Origin of the sequence: Phascolarctobacterium sp. (assembly GCF_030531065.1) — a bacterium.
Lineage (GTDB): Bacteria > Bacillota > Negativicutes > Acidaminococcales > Acidaminococcaceae > Phascolarctobacterium_A.
Genome location: NZ_JAUNOQ010000004.1, coordinates 44,770 through 67,054 on the forward strand (window position 1 = coordinate 44,770; position 22,285 = coordinate 67,054).

General features: G+C 47.6%; 17 protein-coding genes. 2 read left to right on the forward strand and 15 right to left on the reverse strand.

What is annotated here, in order from left to right:
• Nucleotides 1-15 precede the first annotated feature (15 nt).
• From cas9 to Q4E64_RS03675, 15 genes are all read right to left on the reverse strand, one after another.
• Complete coding sequence (cas9, locus tag Q4E64_RS03605; RefSeq protein ID WP_303166310.1) at nt 16-3,963, reverse strand: type II CRISPR RNA-guided endonuclease Cas9; 3,948 nt, start codon at nt 3,961-3,963, stop codon at nt 16-18.
• Nucleotides 3,964-4,207: 244 nt separating this feature from the next.
• The gene (locus Q4E64_RS03610; protein WP_368501503.1) at nt 4,208-5,260 is read right to left on the reverse strand and encodes an ATP-binding protein; all 1,053 of its coding nucleotides are present in this window, start codon (nt 5,258-5,260) and stop codon (nt 4,208-4,210) included.
• Between the two features lie 279 nt (nt 5,261-5,539).
• A complete protein-coding gene (gene rlmH, locus Q4E64_RS03615; protein WP_303166311.1) occupies nt 5,540-6,019 on the reverse strand; it encodes a 23S rRNA (pseudouridine(1915)-N(3))-methyltransferase RlmH in 480 nt (159 codons plus the stop codon).
• Nucleotides 6,016-7,113, reverse strand: a complete 1,098-nt coding sequence (locus Q4E64_RS03620; protein ID WP_303166312.1) for a S1C family serine protease — start codon at nt 7,111-7,113, stop codon at nt 6,016-6,018. The genes rlmH and Q4E64_RS03620 overlap by 4 nt, the downstream gene beginning before the upstream one ends.
• 43 nt (nt 7,114-7,156) lie before the next feature.
• On the reverse strand, nt 7,157-7,966 hold the full coding sequence (locus Q4E64_RS03625; RefSeq protein WP_303166313.1) for an MBL fold metallo-hydrolase: 810 nt from the start codon (nt 7,964-7,966) through the stop codon (nt 7,157-7,159).
• 145 nt (nt 7,967-8,111) lie between these two features.
• Entirely contained in the window at nt 8,112-8,543 is a 432-nt protein-coding gene (locus tag Q4E64_RS03630; RefSeq protein WP_303166314.1) for a Fur family transcriptional regulator, read from the reverse strand.
• A 6-nt stretch (nt 8,544-8,549) separates the two neighbouring features.
• Nucleotides 8,550-10,163, reverse strand: coding sequence for a DAK2 domain-containing protein (locus Q4E64_RS03635; RefSeq protein ID WP_303166315.1), 1,614 nt, complete (start codon nt 10,161-10,163; stop codon nt 8,550-8,552).
• A gap of 18 nt (nt 10,164-10,181) precedes the next feature.
• Nucleotides 10,182-11,039: a DegV family protein gene (locus Q4E64_RS03640; RefSeq protein WP_303166317.1), complete on the reverse strand. Its 858-nt coding sequence runs from the start codon at nt 11,037-11,039 to the stop codon at nt 10,182-10,184.
• Nucleotides 11,040-11,389: 350 nt separating this feature from the next.
• Entirely contained in the window at nt 11,390-12,772 is a 1,383-nt protein-coding gene (locus tag Q4E64_RS03645) for an LCP family protein (RefSeq protein ID WP_303166318.1), read from the reverse strand.
• Nucleotides 12,773-12,785: 13 nt separating this feature from the next.
• Nucleotides 12,786-13,451 carry a CoA pyrophosphatase gene (locus Q4E64_RS03650; protein ID WP_303166319.1) on the reverse strand — a complete coding sequence of 222 codons (666 nt, stop codon included), beginning with the start codon at nt 13,449-13,451 and terminating at the stop codon, nt 12,786-12,788.
• A gap of 173 nt (nt 13,452-13,624) precedes the next feature.
• Entirely contained in the window at nt 13,625-13,984 is a 360-nt protein-coding gene (locus Q4E64_RS03655; RefSeq protein ID WP_303166320.1) for an Hpt domain-containing protein, read from the reverse strand.
• Nucleotides 13,985-13,995: 11 nt separating this feature from the next.
• A complete protein-coding gene (locus tag Q4E64_RS03660) occupies nt 13,996-16,485 on the reverse strand; it encodes a response regulator (protein ID WP_303166321.1) in 2,490 nt (829 codons plus the stop codon).
• Between the two features lie 180 nt (nt 16,486-16,665).
• Nucleotides 16,666-18,231 (reverse strand): phosphoenolpyruvate carboxykinase (ATP), encoded by a 1,566-nt coding sequence (pckA, locus tag Q4E64_RS03665; protein ID WP_303166322.1) that lies wholly within the window; start codon nt 18,229-18,231, stop codon nt 16,666-16,668.
• A gap of 25 nt (nt 18,232-18,256) precedes the next feature.
• Complete coding sequence (locus Q4E64_RS03670; RefSeq protein WP_303166323.1) at nt 18,257-19,180, reverse strand: M23 family metallopeptidase; 924 nt, start codon at nt 19,178-19,180, stop codon at nt 18,257-18,259.
• An 11-nt stretch (nt 19,181-19,191) separates the two neighbouring features.
• Nucleotides 19,192-20,802: a polysaccharide biosynthesis protein gene (locus Q4E64_RS03675; protein WP_303166324.1), complete on the reverse strand. Its 1,611-nt coding sequence runs from the start codon at nt 20,800-20,802 to the stop codon at nt 19,192-19,194.
• 196 nt (nt 20,803-20,998) lie between these two features.
• On the opposite strand from Q4E64_RS03675, the gene Q4E64_RS03680 reads away from it, so the two are divergent.
• Nucleotides 20,999-21,604: a hypothetical protein gene (locus Q4E64_RS03680; RefSeq protein WP_303166325.1), complete on the forward strand. Its 606-nt coding sequence runs from the start codon at nt 20,999-21,001 to the stop codon at nt 21,602-21,604.
• Nucleotides 21,605-21,737: 133 nt separating this feature from the next.
• Nucleotides 21,738-22,283 (forward strand): NADH peroxidase, encoded by a 546-nt coding sequence (locus tag Q4E64_RS03685; protein ID WP_303166326.1) that lies wholly within the window; start codon nt 21,738-21,740, stop codon nt 22,281-22,283.
• The last annotated feature ends 2 nt before the right edge of the window (nt 22,284-22,285 follow it).

The window sequence follows — 22,285 nt, forward strand, 5'->3', positions numbered from 1 at the left end:
GCGGAACACCTCCCGTCAGATACCTACTCTGTGTAGTCCCTTGTAAACTGTACTTTGAATCTGTTCAAACAACTTTAACTCAGCGAATTGTTCAAAATTCTCTTGTAATGTTTTCGCTTGTGATGCAGGTCTATTGGCAAAAAATTTATTAGAGCATTTATTCAACAAAATATTATATATATAAACATTCTTAGATTTATTGATTTCCCATTTTTCCTCATAATATTTTAATCTACTAACTGCCCTTTCTACATCAACCTTATCACTATTTTTATTAGCTATAATATTTTCATTAATTTCTATCTTGTCTACATTAGCAATGGCTTTCTTTAAATATACCACAGCATCGTTGGGTAATACTAATTGTGCAGCACAATAGAAGATTAACTGCTTGCCAGTAGTACCAGAAATATGCATAGGAAAACCATTAACATAAAACAAAGAGTACTTCTTAATTTTAGGCAGAATAATTTTAGGCTCTATCATTTGGCAATAACAACTATAATACTCCATCAACTCTTCTCTAGAGTTATCTGCTAAAATAATAGGAACTGCCTCAATAGTGCGTTGCAGCCTGCCTTTCTTATCTTTAGATTCCACTAATGCAAAATATGACGTAGCCAACGTATTATACCCACCATATTTTTCCGTAGGTAAGTTTTGTTTTAATGGCCACTTATTAGCCGCTGCAGGAACAGGATTCTGATCAAAGTATTGTCCCTTGGCTTCAATAGGCATCCGCGTAAATAAAATGTTATTTTTATTCATAAAATGCGTTACAGTAGCAATAGTACCTTGCTCCCCAGGAATCCACGCGCACTCTCCATCCCGCTCAATCGGCCAATTGTAGAACTTATCAGGATTAAGCGTATATTTAAAAGATGGGTTTTTAATATACAATAAAGGATTACGTGTAAACTTCAAATAATATGCATTTCCTACCACAATATTTAGATAAGCATCCTTGGCATGGTGTAAATCATTTACATCACGGCATTTAATAAAATTATACCTCTGTCTAAAATCAGATACATTACCTGCCTTACTAAATATTACCTTATCCTGACCAAAATATTTTTGTAAAATGCCAGCTACAGCCTTTGTAGACTGCCGAGTTTCCACCAATTGCCTATTTATGAAACCTGCAAGCTCCTCATCCGTTAAAGGGCTTACACGAATAAGGCGCTCATACTTCTTTTGATTAATGAGACCTTTCTCATAAAGCTTTCCCCAAAAGCTATGCATCTTAGAACGAATGTCTTCTTTCAATGGATAATTATCGCTTTTGGCGCCATTAATATCTTTGCGTACCAAAACACGATTATCTATACTATCATCCTTTGTCTTGGATTGTGGAAATATATGATCAATATCATATATATTGTTATTATAGAGTTCACTAATCTCAATCCGTTCACCAGTATACATGCATTTGCCCAACTGAGTGTAGTATAGATACAATCTATCGCTGCGCAACTCTTCATCAGATTTTATTTCCAAGCTCTGCCTTAAATCAATATCATCTACTCTGGTTTGTTTATACAATTCTTTTAATCGATTTAAACGGCTTACTGTACGCTTGCTTTCTTGTTTTTCCTTAGCCATCTCAAGAAAGACCCGTTTAGGAGCATACCCAATTATTTTCTGTATTTCTTTAACAATAGATAGAGTTTGCCAGGTACTACGCTTCACAGCCGGAGAAACATATAAACTATCAATATCACTATAAAATATATTGCTTGGTTCTCCTGTATACTGCTTATTGAATTCAATAATTCGCTCGTTAAACCCATAAATACAACTACTACTTAACAGTTCCATAAAGTTTTTATTGGTATGCCTCATCGCACTTATAATAGTAATAACTTCTCCAGTACTATCGTCAACAAAAGATACTTTATCACTGTTAAGCAATGTAGCTGATAACCTTCCCCAATCTTTGTATTTCAATTTCTTAATTTCTCTTAATTCGTTCTGAGAAATGTCGGGGTATTCCTTTTGAATTTTTTTAACCAACATTGGCGTTTCATCACAGAAAAGCGTTATCCAACGAATAATATTTTCAATCTGCTCACGATGAAGTTCAACATATTTCACGCCAAAAATCCTACAAAAATCTTTGTATGGCTTCAAATTTGAATGAATGAAATCATCAATACCACCTATATCATTACAACGAATTCCCAGAGTAAGTAAAAAATCTTTTATCTTCTTCTTTGTAATCTTAGCATTGCCTTTCGATACTGCTATATAATCATATAGTTTATTGATAAACTCACTAGGCAATCGTTCACCATCAACAGAAAGATTATTCAATTCATTTCGTAGCATAAATTCAGTATATAATAAAGAATTCTTAGGCAACACATCTTCGCCAATAAGATAAGTACATTTGGCAGTCATATTGGTAATAAATTTTTCCGCACTCGCTTCTAAATCTACAACCTTTGTAAAATTCCAAGGGTAAATCTTCTCCTTATCTCTTACAACCCAGCAACGACCTAATTTTTTAGATTTTTCAGTTCCCGCCAACGGTCCAACATAGTATGGAACTCTGAACTTAAAAATACTTTTAATTTTATCACTAATACTATATCCTTCATCATCTATTTTATTCAAGAACGGTAAATACTTAGAAGCATGCTCTAATATCACCTCTAATTCTGCCATATTAACTTGGTAAGGAATAATACTATTCTCTTTAGTTGTCTGTTTAGGAAAAGCCAGTCCATTATTAACTCTAAACAACAGCTTATCCTCAGCACTCTGAGCTTGCTCAATACTGGCTAACTTTTGCATTCGGCTCTTATAAGTTGGTTTAAATTCAAGAGTTTTTTTAACAATCTTGCAAAATTCTTCGTTTGTTTGCGATTTAGCTCCAGAAATATAATGTGCATATGTTCCCTCGCCATCTTTTCTGAAGATTTGATTATACTGGTCCGTACCTTTCAACATAGCCTTTAAAGTCGCCAAATCTTCAGCATGCTGATTATATATGGCAACCTTACTGCTTGAAATTAAGCCAAATTCTTTCTCTTGATTAAGATTACCACCTAAAATTTTGGCTAATACACTCCAATCATACACTGATTTAAGTAATAAAACAGCTTCAAACCTTTCTCCTAATGCAGTTTCTATAATAGAGCTTATTGCGTCAAAATCATCTTCCTTAAAGCTAAAGCTATTTTTTTCACATTCATTTAGCTCATCTCCAAATAGGTCGCTGAGCTTACCTTTACCGCCACTTAGAAAAGTAATAATCGCTTTCTGTTTTTTATTATCACTCGGCAATAATCTTTCCATGGCTTTCTTCTTGGCAGTAATGGACAATGTATTATCACTCAAAATATCTTTCAAATCATCCTCGCTCTGAGTAGTCCAATCAGCAATTTCTAACTCATCCTGAATATAGGCTTCTAATAAATCAAAAACACTTCTAAAATCAGAAATTTTCTTGGCATCCAGCCCAGAAAACAAGAAATGCCCTCTATGCTTAATAATATGCTGAACCGCAAGGTATACCAATCTTACGTCAAATGGACCTTCTTGTGTAGCTAACGCATTGCGCAAATGATACATAGTTGGATAATCTTTATGAAAATCAACGTCAGTATATTTACTATCGGCAAAAAGACTGTATTTTACATTTGTTTCTTTGTCACATAATTGTAATCTGCTTTCCCTAATACGCATAAAAAAGCCTAGATCAATCTTAGAGATTTCAGGAGAAAAGAGTTCTTGAAGCATATTAACGCGCCATTTAACTCGTTCCAAACGACGGCGTTGTGTCCTGAATGATCTTGTTTGCTCTGCAGTCTTAGCCTCTTCAAACAGCCTTATACCCCACATAGCTTTGCCGTTAAATTTTAGCACATTATAATTAGTATCCGTTACTGCCCAGCCAACAGAACTTGTACCCATATCAAGTCCCAAAAACCATTCTCCAAAATTTGTTTTTCCCATCTTGACAAACCTCCTTATGTGACATAAAATAGAGATGGCTTTTGAGTACCATCAGAAGTTACATCACGAGTTCAAAAATCATGATTTATTCAAATCGTCTTCTTTAGAAGACCCCACAGTGTGTGGACTTTAAAACTTGCTTCGGCAAGTTTTTTTGTTTTTACGAGCGCATCATATCACATTCATCCTATAACGCACTTATCAGCAATAAACAATAAATTTTCATCTTAATATATTTTTGCTTCTATTCCAGCAGCCAATCAATCAAGTATAACGATTTAATCCCATCATAGGAATTTATATAACTTCGATCCATAGATAATATTATTTTTTCGTAGTTATCCGAAATCATACGTAAAGGTCTTAGCTCTCGTTCACGAGTTTCCGGCAACTGCATACTTTCTGTAACCTGTATATAGAGCTTATCATTTGGCTTTTCTGCCACAAAGTCAATTTCCGTTTCGCCAACTTTACCGATATAGACATTATATTCCCTGCGTGCAAGCTCCAAGTATACTATGTTTTCAAGAATATGCCCACGGTCTGCATCGCGATAGCCAAGCAGCATATTACGAAAGCCCATATCTATAACATAGTTTTTGCCCAAGGTTTTCAGCAGCTGCTTCCCCTTCACATCATACCTGCCAATAGAAGCTATGATAAATGCGTTACGTAACATTTCTATATATTTTTCAACGGTTTTGCCTGCAACATTTTTTCCTTTTCCAGCTTTAATATCACCTTCGTTAGATAAAATAGTCCCTATGTTATTAGGAGAGGTTATACTACCAATATTAGAGCACACGAAAAGCATGATTTTTTGCAGCGTCGATTGGTCTGATTGCGGCTTACGCTGAAGAATATCACGCAGTACTACAGTGGAATATATTCCTTCTAAAGCCTGATTGCTTCTCGCTTCATTAAAATGATACTCTCGTAATATTGGCATGCCGCCAAACTGTAAATATTTTTGGAATTTCTCTTCTATTGTAACAGAAGGCGAAAATTTATAGAAGGTTAAGAACTCTTTAAAGGATAAAGGCAGCATACGTATTTCTACATATCTGCCGGACAGCAGCGTGGAAAATTCCGTGGAAAGCAAATAAGCGTTAGAGCCGGTGATATAGATATCTACATCAAAGTCAAGCCTGAAGGATTCGACTGCTTTTTCCCAATGCTCCACAGCCTGTGGTTCATCAAATATCAGGTAAGTCTTTCCTTCTTTAGCAATCCGTTCACTAACATAATCATAGAAAGCCAGATAATCGGTAAGACTCCTGCTATTATATCCTAAAATCGCGAAACTGCAATAGTTTCAGACTTTTAGGTTTGAAACTTTACAAATTCTTGAAGTTTCCGACTTATAAGTCTGAAATTTTCATAGTTATTAGCTACGCCAAAGCCTCTTCGCAAAATTTTACGCTTGCATCCAGCTGCTACCTGAATCTTAATTATATTGATGCATGCAGCGAACGCCATCAGAAGTTTTTATTAAATAACACATACAAAAGCTTCGGCTAAACGCAATTCCTGCGCTCAACCGAAGCTTTTATTTTTATTATTCATATCATTTTGCTCACCAATGATACTTTTCCCCGCGGCTGATTTTAAAGGCCCGATAAATCTGCTCCAGCAAAAGCAGTCTTATCATTTGATGCGTAAAGGTCATTTTGGAAAAGCTCAGCGCCATATCTGCGCGCTGCCGCAAAGCGTCCGTATAGCCAAAGGCTCCGCCAATGACAAAGGTAAGATGGCTGTGCCCCGCCAGCGCCAGACTATCAAGCTTCGCCGCCAGCTCCGGAGAGGAAAGCTGCTTGCCCACTACGTCCAGCAAAATCACATAGGAATTTTGCGGAACGACGGCCAGCAGCCGCTGCGTTTCCCGCTCCAGCACCTGCCGCTTTTCCGCAGGCGCCGGGTCGTCTGGCATACGCTCCTCATTTATGGCAATCGTTTCCAGCTTACAAAACGGCGTCAGCCTTTTAGTAAATTCCTCGATACCGGCGGTAAGATACTTTTCTTTAATCTTGCCTACGCAGGCAACGGTTATCTTCAATTAGCGTACTCCTCCGGCACTTCCTCCAATACCACGGTCTTGGTCTGAGTATCGCCGTTGCGCATAATCAAAACGTCCACGCTCTGGCCGACCTTGCATTCGGACAGCTTGCTGCGCAGCTCTACGGCCGTAGATACCTTGCTGCCGTTAAAGTTCAAAATAATATCCCCGGCGCGGATATCGGCCTTAGCCGCAGGGCTGTTCGGCACAACCTTAACCAGGAAGATGCCGCCGTGCAGATCGATTTCAAAGCCGTAGCGGGCTGCAATATCCTTATCCATTAAAGAAGCGCCCAGGTACGGTCTGGCAACGCGGCCGCGGTCTGCCAGCTCCTGCAAAATCGGCTTGGCCGTGTTCACCGGAATGGCAAAGCCAATGCCTTCTACGCCGCTGACGGCAATCTTAGCGCTGTTGATGCCTACTACCTCGCCGTCGGCGTTCACCAGCGCGCCGCCGCTATTGCCGGGGTTGATAGCCGCATCCGTCTGAATCAGATTAAATTTGCGCTCGCCAATTTCAATGCTGCGGTTCAAAGCGCTGATAACGCCCGCAGTAACGCTGCCGCGGAACTCCAGCCCCAGCGGATTACCGATAGCGATGGCAGGCTCGCCTACCTGCAGGGTATCGCTGTCGCCAAATTCAGCGACGGTCAGGTTATCGGCGTTAATCTTAACTACGGCTAAATCGGTCACAGCGTCGGCGCCCAAAACCTTGCCCTTAACGGTACGTCCGTCGGACAGGCTGACGATAATTTCCGAAGCGCCCTCCACTACGTGATTATTGGTAGCAATATAACCGGCCTTATCGTAAATAACGCCGCTGCCCGTGCCGCGCTCCGTCAGCTTCACCCTATTGAAGAAATCGCGCACATAGGCCTTATTAGTAATGCCTACAACCGCCGGCCCCACCTTTTTGGCAGCCGTCACAATGGGCGTATTGCGGGCGGCGCTCAGCTGCTGCTCCTGCTTAGTTTCCGGCTTGCTGCCTGCAGCGGCGGAGGTTTTATTATCGCCGCAGCCAGCCACCAAAACGGCTGCGCCCAACAGACCGCAAACCAAAATATTAGCGGTCTTTTTCCATAAACTCTTTTGCATATTACTCACTCCTCAAATCATATTCTCGTATATTTCGGCGGACCTAAAAGATGCAGAGCTGCTGCAAGGGAAAGTCCGATACAATGCTGTTCTGCGCGGCTACGAAAAGCTGCGTTTCCGGCAGCCGCTTTTTACTGTCTAAAATATTCTGTACGGTCGCAAGCGCCAGCTGGGGGCGGTTATTCTGCTCGCTTAAATGCGCCAGAATGACATGCCTGGGCAGCTGCGGCAAATGCAAAAGCAACTGTGCCGCCGTCACATTAGCCAAATGGCCCCGCATACCCAGGATACGCTGCTTAAGATCATAGGGATAGCTGCCATTTTTGAGCATCTCCACATCATGATTAGCCTCCAGGATCAGCACGTCGCTGCCGCAAACTGCCTCGCGCACTGTCGGCGTAATATAGCCGGTATCGGTAACATAGGTACATTTACAGCCACTACTGCGCCAGGTAAAGCTGTAGCCCTGAGGCTCCGCTGCATCGTGAGGAATGGCAAAGCTATCCACCCGCACGTCGCCGCACAGCATACTGTCGCCGGTAAGGCGGCAATTATCACGCGCCAGAGCCGGATATTTCTGCCAAAGGGCGCGCCAGGTGCCTTCGCTGGCATAAAGCGGCACCCGATAATTTTTAGCGAAGGTCGCCAGCCCCTTAACATGGTCGATATGCTCATGAGTCAAAAATACCCCGTCCAGCTGCTCAGGCTCGGCTCCCGCTTCCCGCATACGCTTAACCAGCTCGCGGCAGCTGACGCCCACGTCTACCAAAAAGCGCTGGCTATCCGTGCTGATGAGCGCAGCGTTGCCCTTGCTGCCGCTGGCCAGCATTACTACTTGAAAATCCTTAGACAATCCGGTGCACTCCTATCGCTATAACGCCTATATTATAACAAAAATTTACAACATTATTGTGGCGTTTTGGTAAAAATCATGCTACGAAAAGAAAAAGTGTACTGAAAGCCCCGTGTGGTCAGTACACTTGCACAAAATATATTCATCAATGCACCTTACGGCATTCAGGGCACAGGCCGTAGAAGAAAAACTGCCGCGTATTTATTGCATAACCGCTGCTTGCTTCTACCAGCTGCGTCAAATTATCCGCTGCCGCACCGTCAGGCATAGCGTCCTCCACTCTGCCGCACTGCTGGCAATGCAGATGGCAATGCTCCGTAATATTAGCGTCGTAACGGTAGCTGTCCTCGCCAATATTCAGCACTCTGATAACATTGATAGCATGCAAAATTTCAATCGACTTATATACCGTGGCAAAGCTCATGGCCGGAAATTTAGGCTGTAATTTTTTATACAACATTTCGGCGTTAGGATGCCAGATTTCGTTTGCCAGCGCCTCGTACACAGCCAAACGCTGAGGCGTTACCTTATAGCCGTGCTCGCGCAGCATATTCGTCAATTCCTGACTAGTAAGCATTTTACATCACTCCATTGCTAAAAGCAGGGGGTATAAAGGCTGTCCCCCGTAAAATGTTTCCACTTCCCAGTCCTCATTCATCTCTTTAATCTTATCCGCTAATTGCCCGGCTTCCGCCGCGCTTAAATCTGCGCCGTAATACATGCTGACCAGCTCATAATCCCCCTCGCTCAGCATTTTTTCCAGCACTGCTTCGATGCTGGCGCCCGTGCAGACAAGCTTATCGTTTAAAATGCCAAGATATTCGCCCTCATGCACCTCAAGACCGTTAACTACGCTGTCGCGCACGGCTACAGTCACGCTGCCGCTGGCAGCCTCCTTAGCCTCCTTGGTCATAATGACTGTGTTTTCATCCAGGCTGCGGGTAGAATCAAAATGCAACAGCGCCGCCAAGCCCTGCGCCACATTAGTGCTGGGCACAAAGGAAACCTTGGACGCTCCCATAAGCTTGCGCACCTGCTCGGCAGCCAGGATGATATTTTTATTGTTCGGAAGAATAATATATTGCTCGCAAACGCCGTTTTCAATAGCCTGTACAAAGTCCTCCACCGGCGGGTTCATGCTCTGGCCGCCGCTGATGATTTCAGCCGCGCCCATTTCATGCATAATCTTAGCCAAGCCGTCGCCGGGCGCTACGGTCAGCACGCCTACGCCATGCTTAACCGGCTTAATATCTTCCGCAGTAAACAAGCGGTTCTCGTGCTGGTCGCGCATATTTTCGATTTTAATATCGTGCAGCGTGCCCCATGCTTGAGCGGTATTCAAAGCGTCTCCGGGATGCTTGGTGTGGATATGCACCTTAACTATATCCTCTACAACGGCCACAATCATAGAATTGCCGAAGCCCTGTAAAGCGTCGCTGACCGTTTTTTTATCCACGCTCGCACCCTTGACGATAAATTCCGTACAGTACGGATATTCCAAATCCAAAGGCTCAACTTTAATAGTTACGGCAGCCGCAGCCTTAGGCGTAATTGGCAGCACCTCGCAGTCATGTCCGCGCAAACCGGCCAGGCAGCCCTCGAAGAAAACTATCAAGCCCTGGCCGCCGGCGTCCACTACTCCGGCCGCCTTTAAGGCAGGCAGCATCTCCGGCGTTTTCGCCAGCTCCTCCTTACCTGTGCGAATGGCTTCCAGCAGCACATCCTCCAGACTGACGTTTTCCCCGCGAACCGCATGGTACGCGCCCTTTGCCATCCCGCGGGCCACCGTCAAGATGGTTCCCTCCACCGGCTTGGATACGCTACGATAGGCGTACAAAATACCAAACTGGAAAGCTTTGCCGATTTCCGTATTATTGAGCGTTTTTTTACCAGCCACACCTTTGCCGATGCCGCGCAGCAGCTGGGATAAAATAACTCCTGAATTGCCGCGCGCGCCCATAATAGCGCTGCGGGCGGCAGCCGCGCCAATCTCCCCGGCCTCCGCCGTATCGCTCATAGCGCTGATAGCCTTCGCCACAGAAGCCATGGTATGCATCATATTAGTACCCGTATCGCCGTCCGGCACCGGGAAAACATTCAAATCATTGATTGCTTCAAAATTTTTTTCAAAGCTGTGATAGGCTCCCAGCAGCATATCCTTAATCTGCTTGCCGGTGATGACCTTCATTTCCTCCATTCTTTCCACACCTTTCCTTTAAGCCCTGCGGCGAACGAAAAGTCCGATAACGCCGGGGCCGAGATGAGCGGCCAAAACCGTACCGATGCCTGTCAGCAAAACAGGCAGTTCCGGGAATAGCTCCTGCATCTGCTGTTTTAAATAAACCGCGTCTTCCTCAGCCTCCGCATGAGCCACAAAAACAGCCTCCAGCGGCGCTTGGGAAGCGGCCAATTCTATCATACGCTTCAGCACCTTTTTACGGGTGCGGCATTTATCGGCGACCTCCAGCCGCCCTTCCTTATCCAAATGCACAATAGGGCGAATGCCCAAAATGCTGCCAATCAAAGCGCCTACAGCGCCAATGCGTCCGCCCTTCTGCAAATAGTCCAAAGTATTGACGCTGAAATACGTTTCCGTGCGTTCTACCATGGAGCGAGCCATCGCTTCCAGCTCGTCAATGCCAGCTCCTTTGTCGGCGTGAGCCAGTATCTCCATAGCAATACCGCTTATGGGACAGGCCGCGGTCTTGCTGTCGATAATGCGAATATCCGCGCCTTTAATTTCGTCCATCACCTGCTTAGCGGCTACGCAGGCGGTTTGATAGGTTCCGCTTAAAACGCTGTCCACCGTCAGCATGATAATCTTTTTACCGGAGCGGCACAATTCGGTAAACATTTCCAAAATAGTACCGATGGGCGGCTGCGAAGTTCCCGGCAGTTTACCGGTTTTTTCCACCATCGCGAACATTTCTGCCAAAGAGCGGTCGCCGTCCAGCCACTCCAAATCCCCATGGCGGGCAATGAGCCGCAGTACGTGGCAGCGAGGGTCGTCCTTCAGCGGCGTTTCTCCCGCAATCGCTATACTGTCCACTATAACATGTATTTCATCGTGCATAATAGCCTCCTGCAAAATATATTAGTCTTCGATTCTGTAATTTATCCGCACTTAATCCATATTATATTATATTGTACCATAATCTGGATATTATTACCACATTTTATCGCTACTCATCCGCTCATCTTTTATTATATAAAAAGGTTCGCGGGAAAAATAGCAAAAAAAAAAAGCCCTTACGAAGAAGGGCCAAATGAGGGGCTGTTTTGATGCTCTTAGTATAGCAAATTTGTATACAAAATGCAAGCACTTTTTTGTAATTTTTCTAACATGTTCTTGTCCATATAACAAGAACAAACGGTGCGCTGCAAGGCATTTTATCATTTTTACATTTACAACGCGCCGTAAAATTATTTATAATCAGCGCCCAGCATAACCACACCGTCGCAATCGGCGGCTCCGTCACGGCTGATGCGCAGCCTGTGCTTGAATGGTACATTGGACAGACGCCCTACTACGGCACCGTTATTGGTGGTAGAAATTACGGTGGTTTCAGCCAAAAGCTCGCCGCTGCCGCCATTGATAACCGTGAATCCGGCGTCACGCAGCCGCGCCAGGGCCTCTGCTCCGGCAGTTTTACTGCCGCTGCAGTTTACCAGCCGCACTACGGTGCTGCCGCTCTTAGTCTCTGTCTGACCCTTATCGGCCTTCTTACCTTTTGCAGTCTTAGCGGCTTGCTTTTTATCCGCGCCATTCTCAGCCTGTTTAAGCTTCTTTTTGTTCTTCTCCTCCTGCAGGCGTTCCTTTTCTTCTTTTACAGCCTCTTTATTTTCTCCGCTGTCGTCGCCGCCTTCAGCCTTAGCCACAGCCTCCTGATACTGCTTTTCCATAAGCTCGGCTGCGGAGCGATACCTTTCGGTCATTTCCGCGCCCTGCATCTTTACCATCTGTTCGCGCAAATCCGTAATATCCGGCAGCCAGTAGCTGATGCCGTCAATATATTTAGGCGTTCCCGGAACAGTCGCCATCGCCAGGCCCTGGCTTTTAACCATTGCGTGCAGCGCCCTGCCCAAATCCACCATATCGCTCAAGGGCAAATCCGTCTTAACCATGCTGGTAAGCTGCTGCGCCAAGCCGGGAATATGCAGCAGCATATTGGCGGAGGTTATTTTATCATATACGGCCAAAAGGAAATGCTGCTGACGGCGAATACGGCCGATATCTCCCTCCTCGTCGCGATAGCGCACATATTGGATAGCGGTTTTGCCGTCCAAATGCTGCCGTCCCTTTTTCAGGTCGATTTTGAAACCGTCCCAATCGTCATAATAATACATATCGGTTTCTACATCTATGTCCACGCCGCCGATAGCGTCCACCAGGCCCTGGAAGCCATTGAAATCGACCATCACATAATTATTGATTTTCAGGCCCAAAAGCTCCTCCACCGTTTTCTGTGTCAGCTCGCGGCCGCCGTAAGCGTAGGCATGGTTAATTTTATCCCAGCCGTGTCCCTGAATAGGCACGCGGGTATCACGGGGAATGGACAGCAGCGAAGCGGCCTTTTTATTAGTATCGAACATCACCACAAACAAGGTATCGCTGCGGCCCACGTCATGTTCTTCAGCCCGCTCGTCCACGCCTAAAACAACGATATTCTTTTTCATATTCAGCCGTTCCTCAGGCTCTAAATTATCCAGGCCCTTTTCCGGGTTCAAATAACCGAACACTAAATAGGCCAGGGCGCACGCCACGGCCACCAGGCCCAAAATTTTAACAGAAAACAATCTTCTCATACAAGCCTATCCCTCATCTTTCTTCGCCGCTCACAAAGGCCGCCAGCTCCTTACCGCTGCGCCGCAGAAAAGCGTACAATATCCGCGCCGTCAGTCCCCAGATTACGCGGCCTTCATATTCATAAAAATACACGTAATATTCCTTACTTCTGCGCCAGCCCCGCATCCTGTTGGGCACTAAATCAAAAGGAAAATCCTCGCCGGGATGATCCGCCAGCTCCATAGAGCAGCGCTTCGGCGTTATAGCCAACAGCTCCTTTACAGGCACGGTAAAAATACATTCTACCTCGCTGGCGCTGTAGGTGATTTTAGAAATATCGTCCAGCACTCCCACAAAGGGATGAATGATGGGCCCGGTATGCGTAACCAGCGAATCCAGCTCGCCGCACAGGGTAATATCTTCCGGACGCAGGCCAAGCTCCTCGCAGGTTTCGCGGACTGCCGCCGCCGCAAAATTAGCGTCGCTGCATTCCACCTTGCCGCCGGGAAAGCAAATTTCTCCCGGCTGCCGCCGCAGGCTGTGCGCCCGTTCCTCAAAAAGCACGGCTATACCATTATCCGTCTGCACTAAGGGCAGCAGTACCGCCGCTTCCCACAGCCTGTCCAGCTTATCTATACCTGCCGGACGGCGATGCAGGCGCTCATATAGCATGCGCTGTAATTTATCCATCTTGTCCATAGTAACACCTTATTATATCGCGTTCATAGCAAAAATAAAATACAATATTTTATTTCTCCGCCGTGAAATTATACTCCTGCCGGAAAATATGACAAACTTGCAAAGAATAGCGAAAAAATTTTATATAAGCGCGTTAAAAGTAAAAGGCTGCCGCCCGCAGGCAGCAGCTTCATTTAATCCAGCGCCTCGATACAACGCAGCGTTTTTTCCCATTCCGGCACAATAGCAGCCAACCGGCATTGCACCTGCTGCGGCTGAAAGCCTTCGCCGCGCAACAGCTGTACCAGCCCGGCAAAAGCCGCGCTCAAATCCGTCAGGCCCAGATTAGCGCAGACCCCTTTTAAATTATGCGCCCGACGCAGAGCCTCCTGCCAATCGCCAGCCGCAGCCAGTTCCTGCAAAGCGGCAAAATCAGTACTGGTCAGCAGCTTACGCAAAAAGCGCACATACAGCGCTTCGCTCCCCATAAAGCGATCCTCCAGGCTTCCTGCTACATCAATACTTATATATTGAGGCAATTCCTGCAAATTCATTTTATCAGCTCCTATTTATGAATATATTCCTCCATCATTTGCGCCAAAAGCTTCATCTGTACTGGCTTAACCATGTAATTATTCATACCGGCCTGCATAGCGGCCTCCACGTCGGCGCTGCTGCTGCTGCCGGTCAGCGCCAGAATCGGCACGCTGTCCGCATCGGCCCGCGGCAAACGACGAATAGTCCGCGCTGCCTCGCAGCCGCCCATTTCCGGCATCTGCATATCCAGCAGCACCATACTGATGCTGCCCTCCGGTGCGGCGGCAAATTTTTCCACCGCCTCCTTGCCGTTGGCGGCAGCGATAACCTCCAGCCCGTTCATGGACAGCAGCTCGCTGATAATTTCCATATTAATATCGTTATCATCGGCTACTAAAACGCGGCAGCCAGCAAAGTCCGCCAGCTTAGGCGCCTGCTTAACGTCCTGCTTCTGCTTGACCAGCAAAAAGGGCAGCGAAACCACTACGCAGGTGCCCTCGTCAACATGACTGGTAATATGAATAGCGCCGTCCAGCCGTTCCACCAGGCTTTTAACGATGGTCATGCCCAGACCGGTACCCACTACCTTAGGCACACCGAAACGGCTGTCGCGTTCAAAGGGATTATAGATTTTTTCCAAAAATTTTTCCGACATACCGCAGCCAGTATCCTTCACGATAAAGGTATACATAGCCCGATTACGCTTTTCGCCCGTCTCCCGGCGTACCAAAAAGCTGATTTTGCCATTAGCCTTAGTATACTTGACGGCGTTGGACAAAATATTATTGAGAATCTGACGCAGGCCCTGCAAATCGCCGCTTACCATTTCCTGCTCCAACAGCACCTGCTGTTCAAAATATTTTTGTTCCAGCTCGGACTGGGCTGCAAAGATATCGCCAATTTCCTTAACCGTCGCCGCCAAATCAAAGGTTTCCTGCAAATGCTCCACCTTACCGGCATCCAGCCGCGCCATTTCCAAAATATCGTTAATCAAGGTCAAAAGCTGCTTGCCGGACGATTTTATCTTGCTCACATAATCGCTGACCAGTGTCCCGTCGTCCTTGTGCAGCTCCGCCAGCTCAGCCATACCGATAATGCCGTTTAAAGGCGCGCGCATATCGTGCGACATAGCGGAAAAGAACATATTGCGCGATTTAGTATTTTCCCGCGCCACTTTCAACGCCCGCTCCGTCACCTTCATATGCTCCAGCTCGCGCAGCTTTTCGGCGTCCACCTCGCGGAAGAAGAAGATAGCCTCGTCCTTACCCAGCATATCGTCGCGCAGCAGGCGCACATTAACCCACTTAAATTCCTTACCGAAGCGCTGGCGAAATTCGCCGCCGAATTCGCAAATGCGATGCTCCACCAGATTTTTAATATTCTTCAGCGCAAAGGTATCGGCAAATTCTGCGGCAGCCTCCGGCTCCACATAAGTAACTATCTGCTTCAGCAAGTCCTCATAATTGCCTTCGGAAGCCAACGCAAAACCCATATCGGCCTTCAGCATGGTATACTGCCCCGTCCGGAAATTAACGCGGAAAACCGCTAGGAAAGATTTACTCATAACCTGAACGACCTCGTTAATACTCTGCATCTGCCTGCTGAGCAAATATTCGCGCAGGGACAGCATAACTACCATTACAAAGAAAATGCCCAAAGTCAGCAGGAACCATTGCAGCAAATTCTGATAGTCTCCCATCAGATAATCATAGGGAATCGTTACAATGGAAATCCAGCCGCGGTCCGATACAGTGTAATAGACGCCGCGCTTATTGCCCTCCAAGTCGATAATATAGCTGTCGCTACCCTTGCGCAGCTCGCCGAAAATATGGTCCACATAAGGCTGCTGCGCCTCGATAGTCATATTGCGGTCGTTAATGGCAAACATAATATTGCCGTTGGGGTCGCACAAATAATAATAGCTTTGCCGCGGTAGCCTGTTTTCTGCCAGCAGCGAATTAAGCTGCTCCGGATAAAGGTTCATCGCCAGGACGTCTTCGCCATCTCCCAAGCGCACAGCCATTGTCAGCACATATTCGTTGCTGCGGCCAAAGCGATAAAGATTAGTATAGGCCACGTTACCATCGTTAGACAGAGCCGCCTTATACCATTTCAGCTGATTAACGTCAATATCGGGCTCGTCCAGACGGCTGCCAATCAAACGCCCATCGATAACTGCGCACATATCAAAGCTGGTAACGTCTGTATTGCTTTTCATATAATCAGTCAACCGGCGCAGCGCCTGCTCTATTTCCTCGTCCGTCCAGCTTTGCTTGAGCGGCAGCGTATTGCTCATGCTTTGCGCAACGCTGCGCAATAAAAGCTCCTGCGCCTTAATCTTGGAGGTTTCACGGCTGGCGAAGCGCGCCGCTACCTCCTGTCCCATAATGTGCGAGTTTTCCAGAATTTTTTCACGCACAATATGCAGGCTGACGGAAGATACCAGAAGAAAGAAGGCAAAAACAATAACGCTGAACCAGGATACCTTATACGTTCTGTTAAATATATTCAGCTCCACAGTTTAACGCCCCCTTACCGCAATTTAATTCCTACAATAATTATAGTTTACTACAATTTTGCGCGCAAGTCAAAAAGACTGCCGCAATAGCGGCAGTCTGGCAGCACATTGTGCATTTGTAACTTCAACGTAAATACGCAGGTACAATATCGCGTCCTAAATTTACCAGCATCAGTAAGTTTAAGCCTTAGGCCCTGCCGAAAGAATGTAGTCAGTAATCAGCCCATGAAACTTAGCTACATTTTTGCCGAACAGCGCCGCCAATCTGTGCAGCTGCTCGTCGTAAGCCTCTTTATCCTCCCAAGTGTTGCGCGGATTCAGGATATCTGCCGGGACATCCGGACAAGAGGTTGGTATTTGAAAACCGAAGACAGGAAAGCTTTCCCACTTTACCTTGTCCAGCTCTCCGTCCAAAACGGCATTGACCAGACGGCGGGTATATTGCAAGCGTATGCGATGCCCCTTACCATAAGGCCCTGCGCTCCAGCCCGTATTAACCAGATAAACGGACGCGCCGTATTTGTTAATCCGCTCGCCCAGCATTTTGGCGTAGGTCAGCGGCGGCAGCGGCAGGAAAGGCTCGCCGAAGCCAATGGAAAAGGTAGCCTGCGGCTCCACAATTCCGTCCTCCGTTCCCGCAACCTTGCTGGTATAGCCGGAAAGATAATGGTACATGGCCTGCTCCGTCGACAGCTTAGCCACCGGCGGCAGCACGCCGAAGGCGTCGGCCGTAAGGAAAACGATGGTCTTAGGATGAGCCGCCACGCTGGGCAGCAAAGCGTTATCGATATAATACAGAGGATAGGCCGCACGGGTATTTTCCGTCAAAGCGATATCGTCATAATCCGGCTGGCCTTCCTCGTCCAAAATCACATTTTCCAGCACAGTATTTTCCTTAATCGCCCGGAAAATCTGCGGCTCCGTATATTCGCTTAAATGAATGCACTTGGCGTAGCAGCCGCCTTCGATATTAAAAATACCGTCCCTGCCCCAGCCATGCTCGTCGTCGCCTACCAAAGCGCGGGTTCCATCGGCAGAAAGCGTAGTCTTACCCGTACCGCTAAGTCCGAAAAACAGCGCCGTGTCGCCCTTCTCGCCTACGTTGGCCGAGCAGTGCATGGAAAAAACGTCCTGCTTAGGCAACAGGTAATTCATAACCGTAAAAATACCCTTCTTCATTTCGCCGGCATACTGGCCGCCGCCAATGAGCACAACCTTTTCCTTCAGATTGATGATAACGAACATCTCCGAGTGTACGCCGTCCTGCTCAGCATCGGCGTACACTCCGGGCATACACATCACCGTAAAGCCCTCGGCGTCCATGGGCACGGTTTCGTCGCTGATAAACAGATTGCGAATGAACAGCTGGTGCCAGGCCAGCTCGTTGACAAAATGCACCGGCAGGCGATAGCGCGCGTCAGCTCCCGCATAAACGTCGGTAACATACATTTTATGGCTGGCGGCATAAGCCAGCATTTTGCGGTACAAACGCTCAAAGGTTTCCGGAGTGCAGGGCTGATTGTTTTCCCAGCACAGCTCTTCATGCGTGGTTGCATCATCCACAAAAAATTTATCCTTGGGAGATCGGCCCGTGCGTTTGCCCGTGGCTACGCGCAAAGCGCCGTTAGCGGCCAGAATGCCTTCGCCGTTACGCAAAGCCTCCTGCACCAGTTCCTCGCGGGACAAATCGAAAACCGGACGCTGCACCGCCGCATCAATTTCCTGTCTTAATTTCGTCAAAGCCATAAAAATCTCTCCAGTACTCAAATTGTTATTTGCTTTCCTTTAATACATAAAACGGGTCGACGTTCTGCCCGTCTGCCAAAACCTCGTAATGCAGATGCGGCCCCGTGCTGTAGCCCGTACTGCCAACAAAGCCGATGATCTCGCCCTTGATGACCTGCTGACCGGCGCTCACCGCCAGGCCGCTCATATGCCCGTAAATAGTTTCGTAACCGTTGCCATGATTTAAGCGGATGCACCGGCCATAGCCGCCGTTCCACCCGGCCTGCTCCACCGTACCTGCCGCAGTCGCGTATACCGGCGCGCCAAACTCCACAGCGATATCCACGCCCGTATGCCATTCATAGCCCGCGTCGATAGGATCCGTGCGCCCGCCGTAACCGCTGCTGATAACGCCGCCGTCCGTCGGCCAGCGGTCCGGGAACGCTGCCAGCGTACCGCTACGCCCCTCCAGCTCGCCCAGCAAATTGCTTACAGAGCGTTTCGTCGCGTCCAGACCGCGGCGGATATTAACATTCTGCGCCTGCAAAATAGCCATCGTACTTGCCGCGTCCATGCTTTTTGCACCGCCCTGCCCTGTATAAGATCCGGCGGCGGCAGGCGTATTCGTCAAGGCTCCGGCGTTCAGCTTGCTGCTGTCCACATCGCGAATGATGGCCCGGCGCAGCTTCTTCTCCAAATTAGAGATTTCGGCCATATCGCGCAGCATTTTTTCATGATCGTTTAAAAGCTGCTGCAGCTTGGTCTGCTGCTCCTCCTTATGCTCCTTATACGCGGCAAATTCCGCCGCCTCGCTACGGTAATCCGCCAGCTGATAATACAAATAACCGACCGTTCCTACCGCTGCGGTCAGGAGCACCGCCACAGCTGCCAGCCCGGCTTTAAGCCTGCTGTACGCAAAACGCGCCGTTCTACCGTCCGGCAGACGCAGCTCGCATTTTTTGTCCTGCATTGATTATTACCTCACTTAAAAAGGCCAAAGCGCTGGCCCACCGTCAGTAATCTGCGTCCAACAAAGGGCACATTGTCCAAATCCTCCTTGCTCAGCCCGCCAAAGGCCAGCAAGGATAAAGCGTAAGCGGGCACAGCAGCCGCCATAGCGAAAAGCACGCACCACATGCCCATACTTTCCGTCGCAGCCAGCACGCCGTAAATCACAGCGCCCATCACGCCAGCCGCCAACAACGGGCGAATGACGCTGCTGAGGGAAAATGCATAGCCCGTCAACTTATAAATAAAGCCCATATTGATAATTGCCGCCACAGCGAAATCCGCCACCGTCGCCAACGACGCGCCCTTAATGCCCAGTTCAGGCAGCGCTGTCAGCTGCCAGCTCAGGAAAACCTTCACAGCACAAGCCAGAATCATATTAATTACCGGAATCGCCGTGCGCCCCAAGCCCTGCAAAATCCCCGTGCTTATCTGGTGCATGCCTAGAAACAGGATACCGACGCTCATGGTTTGGATAGCGCCTGCCGCGCCGGGAGCATTATAAATAAGCGCCGCCACCTTTTCCGCCAAAAAGAATAAGCCCATAAAGCAGGGAAAGGTAATAATCATGGCTACGCGAAAAGCTATGCGGATTTTATCCCGGATAGCGTCCGCCTGCTTTAAAGCGCGGGATTCGGAAATGGAAGGCACAAGGCTGATGGTCATCGCCGCCGTAAAAATAGTCGCCAGATTAACTAGCGGTACCGCCATGCCCGTCAGATAGCCGAAAAGCTCCGTAGCGTGGCGCACGTTAAAGCCTGCGGCCTCTAAACGCTGCGGCACGATCAGCAAATCCAGATTAGCGCCGATGGGCAGCATCAAGCTGGTCAAGGACACAGGCAGCGCCAGCTTCAGCAAGCGCTTAATAATATGCCCTGCGCTTTCTTCCGGCATGCTGTCGTCCTGCGCCGCCATTTCCGCCTGCAAGCGCCGCTTCAAACGGCGGTAAAACCACATCAGCACCAAAAGAGCGCAGAAGGCACCCACGCCCGCGCCCATGCTGGCTCCGCCGGCAGCGTATGCCAAACCGTAGGGCATAAACAGGTCGGCAAAAATCAGCATCGTAATGACGCGCGTCAGCTGCTCCACAACCTCGGAGGCAGCGGTAGGCGTCATAATCTGCCAGCCCTGCAGATAGCCGCGAAAGCTGGCAAGGAAGGTTACAAAAAATACGGCAGGAGCCAACGCGATAATTGAGTAATAGGCCCGCGCATCACGAATAATATGCTGGCTGATTAAAAAATCCGCGCCGAAAAAAAGCGCCGAAGAAAATAAAAGGCCCGATACCAGCAAGAGCCGCAGCGAAACGTTAAAGACACGCTTCGCTCCGCGGTAATCCTTATTCGCCAGCTTTTCCGAGGTAATAATGGAAATAGCCACAGGCACGCCCGCCGAAGAAACCGTTATCGCCATTAAATAAATGGGAAACCCCATCTGATACAGGCCAATGCCTTCGCCGCCTAAAACGCGGGACAAAATAATCCAGTTCAGCGAGCCGATAATTTTTACCACGATACTGGAAACAGCCAAAATCATCGTGCCCTTTAAAAATTTGCTATTTGAATTTCGTTTATCGTCGCTCATTCTGATCCGCCTTAAAATCTAGATAATCATACAGTATAATTATCCTATTTTCCGAGCAAATTTACAAGCTTTTTCACATTTAAATCATATATCTGCCACGGCATAAGCTTGCATAATAACGCTGATATGCTACAATAATCATAATACGCAAAGCGTTCAATAAAATTATCTTAAAATTTTTTTGGAGATGAGCAAAATGAAAAAGACAGCATTAGCTTTAAGCGCCTGTCTGTTGGCAACCGCCGTAGTGGCTTCCGGCGTTTACGCCTCGCCGCTGAAGAATTACAACGCCGGTAAGGTAGCCGTCGACGCAGGCATTACCCTGCCCTCAAGCTTGAAGGGCGGCAACTATAAGATGAGCAAGGACGACAGCACCTACTTTGGCGCTACCGTCGGTCTCGGCAGCAATACGGCTCTGAATTACAAATGGAATAATTACAAAGCCGACCAGGGCAAAACCCGCGCACAGCAGCTGAACCTAATGTATAAGCTGCTGCCCGGCATTTCCGCCTACGCCGGTTATCTCAACGCCGATACCTCCACCGACTTCGGCGGTAAAACAAAAAATTCCGGACAGGTCGGTCTTTCCGCAGCCTATGATATTCCTTTACTCTTTACAGTCTGGGGCAACGTAGGCGTGGGCAATAAAAATTCCGGCTACGAAATCGGCGTCAGCAAGCCTATTTTGAATAATCTGGAGCTAAACGCTTCTTATTACGACCAAAAGTTTAACGACGCGCTGGGCGACGACGGCGATATGCGAGCCAAAGGCGTAAACGTAGGCGTTACGGTCAAATTCTAATTCAGGCTTTACTCGCACAGTGAAGCAATAAATAATTATTATTGACATCTGCTTTAAATTGTGGTATTATGTAAGTGTCAAGGTTGCACATCATTGTGCTGTAATGCAATATAAAATTTGGAGGGAATTTAATATGAAAAAATTTGTATGTCAAGTTTGCGGTTATGTGTATGAAGGCGAAGCTGCTCCGGCAAAATGCCCGCAATGCGGCGCTCCCGCATCTAAATTCACTGAGCAAAAAGGTGAAATGTCTTGGGCTGCCGAACACGTAGTAGGCGTTGCTGCCGATGTTCCTGAAGACATCAAAGCCGACCTGCGCGCTAATTTCAACGGCGAATGCACCGAAGTTGGTATGTATTTGGCAATGGCTCGCGTAGCTCATCGCGAAGGTTATCCTGAAATCGGCCTGTATTGGGAAAAAGCCGCTTATGAAGAAGCAGAGCATGCCGCTAAATTCGCAGAACTGCTGGGCGAAGTTGTTACCGACTCCACCAAGAAGAATCTGGAAATGCGCGTAGAAGCTGAAAACGGCGCTACCGCAGGCAAAACCGATTTGGCAAAACGCGCTAAAGCTTTGAATCTGGACGCTATTCATGACACCGTACATGAAATGGCTCGCGACGAAGCCCGTCATGGCAAAGCTTTCGCCGGCCTGCTGGCTCGTTACTTTGGTAAATAAGA

What these genes read in the sequence shown, in the direction of transcription:
- cas9 (WP_303166310.1), bottom strand. Translation starts at nt 3,963, where the DNA reads ATGGGAAAAACAAATTTTGGAGAATGGTTTTTGGGACTTGATATGGGT.
- Q4E64_RS03620 (WP_303166312.1), bottom strand. Translation starts at nt 7,113, where the DNA reads ATGCAAAAGAGTTTATGGAAAAAGACCGCTAATATTTTGGTTTGCGGT.
- Q4E64_RS03630 (WP_303166314.1), bottom strand. Translation starts at nt 8,543, where the DNA reads ATGCTTACTAGTCAGGAATTGACGAATATGCTGCGCGAGCACGGCTAT.
- Q4E64_RS03635 (WP_303166315.1), bottom strand. Translation starts at nt 10,163, where the DNA reads ATGGAGGAAATGAAGGTCATCACCGGCAAGCAGATTAAGGATATGCTG.
- Q4E64_RS03640 (WP_303166317.1), bottom strand. Translation starts at nt 11,039, where the DNA reads ATGCACGATGAAATACATGTTATAGTGGACAGTATAGCGATTGCGGGA.
- Q4E64_RS03645 (WP_303166318.1), bottom strand. Translation starts at nt 12,772, where the DNA reads ATGAGAAGATTGTTTTCTGTTAAAATTTTGGGCCTGGTGGCCGTGGCG.
- Q4E64_RS03650 (WP_303166319.1), bottom strand. Translation starts at nt 13,451, where the DNA reads ATGGACAAGATGGATAAATTACAGCGCATGCTATATGAGCGCCTGCAT.
- Q4E64_RS03655 (WP_303166320.1), bottom strand. Translation starts at nt 13,984, where the DNA reads ATGAATTTGCAGGAATTGCCTCAATATATAAGTATTGATGTAGCAGGA.
- pckA (WP_303166322.1), bottom strand. Translation starts at nt 18,231, where the DNA reads ATGGCTTTGACGAAATTAAGACAGGAAATTGATGCGGCGGTGCAGCGT.
- Q4E64_RS03670 (WP_303166323.1), bottom strand. Translation starts at nt 19,180, where the DNA reads ATGCAGGACAAAAAATGCGAGCTGCGTCTGCCGGACGGTAGAACGGCG.
- Q4E64_RS03675 (WP_303166324.1), bottom strand. Translation starts at nt 20,802, where the DNA reads ATGAGCGACGATAAACGAAATTCAAATAGCAAATTTTTAAAGGGCACG.
- Q4E64_RS03680 (WP_303166325.1), top strand. Translation starts at nt 20,999, where the DNA reads ATGAAAAAGACAGCATTAGCTTTAAGCGCCTGTCTGTTGGCAACCGCC.
- Q4E64_RS03685 (WP_303166326.1), top strand. Translation starts at nt 21,738, where the DNA reads ATGAAAAAATTTGTATGTCAAGTTTGCGGTTATGTGTATGAAGGCGAA.